This is a genomic window from Amycolatopsis sp. NPDC059021 (genome assembly GCF_042739895.1).
Taxonomy (GTDB): domain Bacteria; phylum Actinomycetota; class Actinomycetes; order Mycobacteriales; family Pseudonocardiaceae; genus Amycolatopsis.
In genome coordinates, this window is sequence record NZ_JBHYIQ010000110.1 from 1 (window position 1) to 5,474 (window position 5,474).

Below are 5,474 nucleotides of genomic sequence, written 5' to 3' on the forward strand. Positions count from 1 at the left end.
GCGCCCCCCCCCCGCGGGCCCCGGCGGGGGGGGCGCGCGCCGGGCGGGCCGCCCCCGCGCCCGCCCCCCCCCAGGACCCGATCCAGCCGGGCGCGGTCGGCCGGTCGGGAAGCTGATGGGTCGAAAGCCCCTGCGGTTGCCGAGGGAGACAGCAGACGTGAAGAAGTCACGGATAATGCGCTGTATCAGGGGAAACGTCGCGGATAGCCGCGGCAGAGGCCCGAAAGTTGATCTTGTTTTGGGCGTTCTTCTCCCCGCTGACCCGGTCCGACGGTCAGTCGGGGGAGGTCGCGGGAAGGGCTGCTTCCCGGCCCGCGCCGTCGGCCGCGTGGTCGCGGCTGACGCCGATCAGGCGGAGCTGGGTGACAGTCACCTCGTCGGTGTGCACGGCCAGCGGCTGGCGGGCGCCGCCAGGGCTGTCGTGGCTGGTGTTGATGCTGGTCGAGGGCGCTACGACCGGCGCGTTCGGGGCGCCGGGCAGGCCGCCGCCTCCGCCGCCCCCGTCGGTCCTGGCGTGCGTGCCGGAATCGCGCGGCCGGTCCGGCGCGGCAGGGGTGGCGGCCGGTGTCACCGGAGACCACACGGATGCCCGCGGCGCCGGATCGGACGCGGCGGGATGCTGTGATGAGGCTGCCGCCGGGGTCGCCGGCGCGGCCGGGAGTGCCGCGGGCAGTGTCACGATCGGGCGTGCTTCGCCGGGCACGGTGATCTGGATGGCCGGCCGCGTCGCGGTGACGGTGCCGCTGCCGGACGTCCCGCCGCCGGAAAACACCGGGTCGAGGATGTCGTCGAGCGGTGCCCGCACGATGGGGCCGGGTTCGCAGGATGGTGACGTCGGCGTCGGGGCGAGCGGCGGGAGCACGGTGCCGACGGTGCCCGTGAGTGTGTCGACCACGCCGCCAAGGGTGTTCCCGACGAGCCCGACCAGGCTGCCGACGAGCCCGCCGAGCAGCCCGGGTCCCTGACGCGGCAGTGCCTGTGGCAGGTCGGCGGCAGGCTGGGTGTCGGCTGCTTCGGACGCGGACGCCGCGGGGCTTTGCTGCTCGGCAGCTCGCGAGATCCCGGGTTCCGGCGTGCTCGATTCCGGCGCGCCGCCGGCCGGTGCCGGGTTGAGCGGTGCGGATGTCGCGGGCTGGCCTTGCGGCTGGGGAGCCGTCGATACGGCGGTGTTCCGCTGTGCGACCACCTGCCCGCTCGCGCTCGTGCTCCTGGCTGTGACCGGCCGCCCGGAACCGCTTTCTCCGGTTGAAGTGTCCGTTGTGGACGAATTGGTGGACGGAGTCGTCGGCGAATCGACGGGTGACCTGTGCTGGCGGTGAGGCCGCTTCGCTTGCTTGTCCGCGTGCGAAGCCGGAGCCGGTGCGGTGACGGCGGTATCGCCGGGCGTGCCCGGGGCTTCGTCGGCGGACGCGGCGGAGTTCGAGAGCGCCGCGCCGAGCAGCCAGCCTGCCAGTGACAGGCCGCCGGCGAGGAGAATCCGGGCGGCGGGCCGGGGCAACGGGGCCGCCCACGGGCGTGGGCCGCGGAACCTGCTTGCGTGTGCCGGAGCGGGAACCGGGAGCGTGGCTTCCACCGGTCCGGGCGCGGGTAGCGCGATGTCGCGGCGAACTTCCGCCGTGCCAGTCACCGCCACCACCACCGTCCGCGCCTGAAGCTCAAGCGTTGCGCCACTTGAGGTTGCTCTTGCTGGGGTCTCTTCCGGCCAGGTCGCAGTTCCCCCGGTGCTCGCCCTCTTTCTAGCACCGCTGGCGAGTCTTTCATCTCTTCGGCGTTGTATCCACCCCGTAAGGCGGAACGGGCGTACCGGCTTCGGTGGCTAGTTGTCGGAAGTTGATCACTCTCAGTGTGATTTTTCCCGACCTGGGGCGGCCGACCGGGCGGCTGCGCAGAAGTACTCAAATGCCGGTTGACCTGATGTTTCCCGGATCCGTGCTGCGGAGCGTGCCGTCGAAGTCGCGTTCGGTGGTCGAGTCCGGCGCTGCGCCGGGCGGGGTGGAAGGGGACGGCGGTGTGGTGGGACGAGGACTGGGACGACGCGGTGCGCAGGCTCTTCCCCGCGGTGGTGCGGCGGCTGGTGGCGCGGCACCTCGCCGAGGCCGACGCGCAGGACGCGTGCCAGGAGGCGTGGCTCGAACTGCTCCGGAAACCGTGCGCGCTGCGTGATCGTGACCGGCTGGAAGCGTGGCTGTGCACCACCGCGCGACGTTGCTCGGCACGCATGATCGCCAGGCGGGCGCGGGAGGGCGCGGCGCCGCCGCGCTCTCCGGAGCCCTCGCCCGAAACCCGCGTGGTGCTCGCGGAACGTGATCAGAAGCTGTGGAGCGTGGTCGCCGATCTGCCCGACCGGTCGCGGCGGCTGCTGTACCTCCTGGCGCACCGGCCGGAGTTGTCGATCGCCCAGATCGCCGCCGATCTCGGCGTGAGCCCGGCGAGTGTCGCCACGCTGCGACGCCGGTGCTGTGAGCGCGTCCGGCGAAGACTGCAGGCCGAAGGCTTCCAGCGCGGCTGAACGGACAGTGATCAGACGAGTCCGCCGGTCGGTGTCAGCCCAGTTTGCGCAATCGGGTGATGGCCTCGTCGATGACCTCGTTGCGCTTGCAGAACGCGAAACGCAGCAGGTGTTTCCACTCGTCCGGGTGATCTGTGAACACCTTGACCGGGACGGCCGCGACGCCTACTCGTCCTGGCAACTCCCACGCCAGCTCGGCGGCGTCGGTGAAGCCGAGCGGCTGGACGTCGACGCAGATGAAGTACGTCCCGGCGGTCCGGCGCACCGCGAACCCGGCGTCGGCGAGGCCCGCGGCCAGCCGGTCGCGTTTGTCCTGGAGGCTGTCGCGGAGGCCGTCGACCCAGGGCAGCTCGTGGTCCAGCGCGTGCGCGACAGCCGGTTGCAGCGGGCCGCCGGAAACGAACGTGATGAACTGCTTCGCGGCCTTCACCGCTGCGACCAGTTCCGGCGTCGAGCAGACCCAGCCGATCTTCCAGCCGGTGCAGTTGAAGGACTTGCCCGCGCTCGAGATGCTCACCGTCCTCGACCGCATGCCGGGCAGCGTGACCAGCGGGATGTGCTCAGCGTCGTCGAACACCAGGTGCTCGTACACCTCGTCGGTGATCGCGATCAGGTCGTGCTCGACGCAGAGCGCCGCGAGCGCCGCCAGCTCCGCGCGGGTGAACACGGTGCCCGTCGGGTTGTGCGGCGAGTTGATCAGGATCGCGCGGGTGCGCGGGGTGACCGCGGCGCGCAACGCGCCGACGTCGAGACCGAAGCGCCCGTCGGGGCCTTCGACGAGCCCGACGACACGACGTTCGGCGCCGGCCATCGCCACCGCGGCCGCGTACGAGTCGTAGTAGGGCTCGATGACGATGACTTCGTCGCCGGGCTGGGTGAGTGCGATCAGCGACGCGGTGATGGCTTCGGTGGCGCCCGCGGTGACGAGGATCTCGGTGTCCGGGTCGTACTCGGTTCCGTAACGCGACCGGTGCCGCGCGATGGCCGCGCGCAGCTCGGGCCTGCCGGGGCCGGGCGGGTACTGGTTGGCGCCGCCGTACAGGGCGTCCTTGGCCGCGTCGAGCATGCCGGCGGGGCCGTCGGTGTCGGGAAAACCCTGGCCGAGGTTGATCGCTTCGTGCTTGACGGCCAGCGCGGTCATCTGGGCGAAGATGGTCGACGTGAACGGCTGGAGGCGGGGGACGAGAGCAGGTTCGCGCACGAAGAGCCATCCTCACGGACAATGGCGTCGTGGAGCAACTGATCCCCGCGAAGACGACTCCGGCCGACCCGCCCGGCGGCGCCGCGGCCGAGGCCGAGAAGCAGCGCGGCCTGCGCAAGATGAAGCGGGTCGCGCTTTCGTTCCTGCTCGGCGCGACCGTGATCTTCCTGCTGACCAGCTGGGCCCAGTCCGCGGGCTGGCCGGGCTGGGTCGGCTACGTGCGGGCCGCCGCCGAGGCGGGCATGGTGGGCGCGCTGGCGGACTGGTTCGCCGTGACGGCGCTGTTCCGGCATCCGCTGCGGCTGAAGATCCCGCACACCGCGATCATCCCGAACAAGAAGGACGCGCTCGGCTCGAGCCTGGGTGACTTCGTGTCCACGAACTTCCTCTCGGAGGAGGTCGTCCGCGACAAGCTGCGCCGCGTGGAGCTGTCCAAGCGGCTCGGCACCTGGCTTTCGCAGCCGGAGAACGCCGAGCGGGTCACCTCCGAGCTGGCGACGGCGGTGCGCGGCGCGGTGAAGGTGCTCCGCGACGAGGACGTCCAGGCGATCATGGAACAGGCCGTGGTCAAGCGGGTCATGGCGAAGCCGTGGGGACCGCCGATCGGGCAGATCCTGGCCGGGGTGTTCGCCGACGGCGCGCACCACAAGCTGGTGGACCTGATGTGCGACCGCGGCTACGAATGGGTCCGCGACAACCACACGACGATGCTGCGCGTGGTCTCCGACCGGGCGCCGAGCTGGTCGCCGAAGTTCGTCGACGAGATGCTCGCGGACAAGGTCTACGGCGAGGTGCTCTCGTTCGCGTGGGCGGTGAAGACCGACGTCAACCACCCGATGCGGCTGGCGCTGGACAAGTTCCTCGGCGAGTTCGCGCAGGACCTGCAGACCGACCCCGAGGTGATGGCGCGGGCCGAGCAGGTCAAGACGCAGGTGCTGGAGCACCAGGAGGTCCAGAAGCTGATCGGCACGGCCTGGGCCTCGACCAAGGAGATGCTGCTCAACGCGGCCGAAGACCCGTCGAGCGAACTGCGGCGGCGAGTGCGCGAAGGCCTCCGCTCGCTGGGCGGCCGCCTGGTGTCCGACGACCAGCTCCGGTCCAAAATGGACGATTGGGTGGAAGGCGCCGCGGCGTATCTGGTGCGCAACTACGCCAAGGAGATCACCACGATCATCACCGACACCGTGGAACGCTGGGACGCCGAGGAGACCTCACGCAAGATCGAACTCCAGGTCGGCAGGGACCTGCAGTTCATCCGCATCAACGGCACCGTGGTGGGCGCCCTGGCCGGCCTCGTCATCTACGCGGTGGCACAACTGCTCTTCTGACCCCGGCCCCGCAACCGCTCCCGCTCACCGCGGACCCCCCTCCCGGCTAACCCCCTCCCCCACCCTTCCCTTGGGGGGCAGCCCTGCAACAGTCTATCGCCCCGCCACGACAGAACCCGTGCGAAAGCCGCTGAGGGCCCGAGTTGTCCACAACGGGGCCGGGCTGTGGAAAGTTCGGTGCGGCAAGGGAAATCGTGCCGTGAAGGACTCCTTACCGGCGCTGGGCGCTGTGAAGGAGGCCTTCACGGACTTCAATGCCGGTAAGGAGTCCTTCACGGACTTCGGAGGATCGCTTCGCTCGCGAGACGGGGTGCGTTCGTGTCGCGAACGACGCGTAAGGGACGTTCAAAGTCCGCCAACACGGGTTCTGGGAGGAGGGGTGTGGGGACCACCCCCGCCCAAAACACACCACTCACCACCAACCCCACCTCCCGCC

General features: G+C 70.7%; 4 protein-coding genes. 2 read left to right on the top strand and 2 right to left on the bottom strand.

From position 1 onward, the window contains the following. Positions 1-274 precede the first annotated feature (274 nt). The gene (locus ACFWX1_RS40480) at positions 275-1,627 is read right to left on the bottom strand and encodes a hypothetical protein (protein WP_378395175.1); all 1,353 of its coding nucleotides are present in this window, start codon (positions 1,625-1,627) and stop codon (positions 275-277) included. Between the two features lie 381 nt (positions 1,628-2,008). Here ACFWX1_RS40480 and ACFWX1_RS40485 point away from each other — a divergent pair, with 381 nt between their 5' ends. Beyond that, a complete protein-coding gene (locus ACFWX1_RS40485) occupies positions 2,009-2,509 on the top strand; it encodes an RNA polymerase sigma factor (protein ID WP_378395176.1) in 501 nt (166 codons plus the stop codon). Positions 2,510-2,543: 34 nt separating this feature from the next. Here ACFWX1_RS40485 and ACFWX1_RS40490 read toward each other — a convergent pair whose 3' ends face one another. After that, a complete protein-coding gene (locus ACFWX1_RS40490) occupies positions 2,544-3,710 on the bottom strand; it encodes a pyridoxal phosphate-dependent aminotransferase (RefSeq protein WP_378395177.1) in 1,167 nt (388 codons plus the stop codon). Between the two features lie 29 nt (positions 3,711-3,739). Here ACFWX1_RS40490 and ACFWX1_RS40495 point away from each other — a divergent pair, with 29 nt between their 5' ends. Continuing rightward, positions 3,740-5,038, top strand: a complete 1,299-nt coding sequence (locus ACFWX1_RS40495) for a DUF445 domain-containing protein (protein WP_378395178.1) — start codon at positions 3,740-3,742, stop codon at positions 5,036-5,038. The last annotated feature ends 436 nt before the right edge of the window (positions 5,039-5,474 follow it).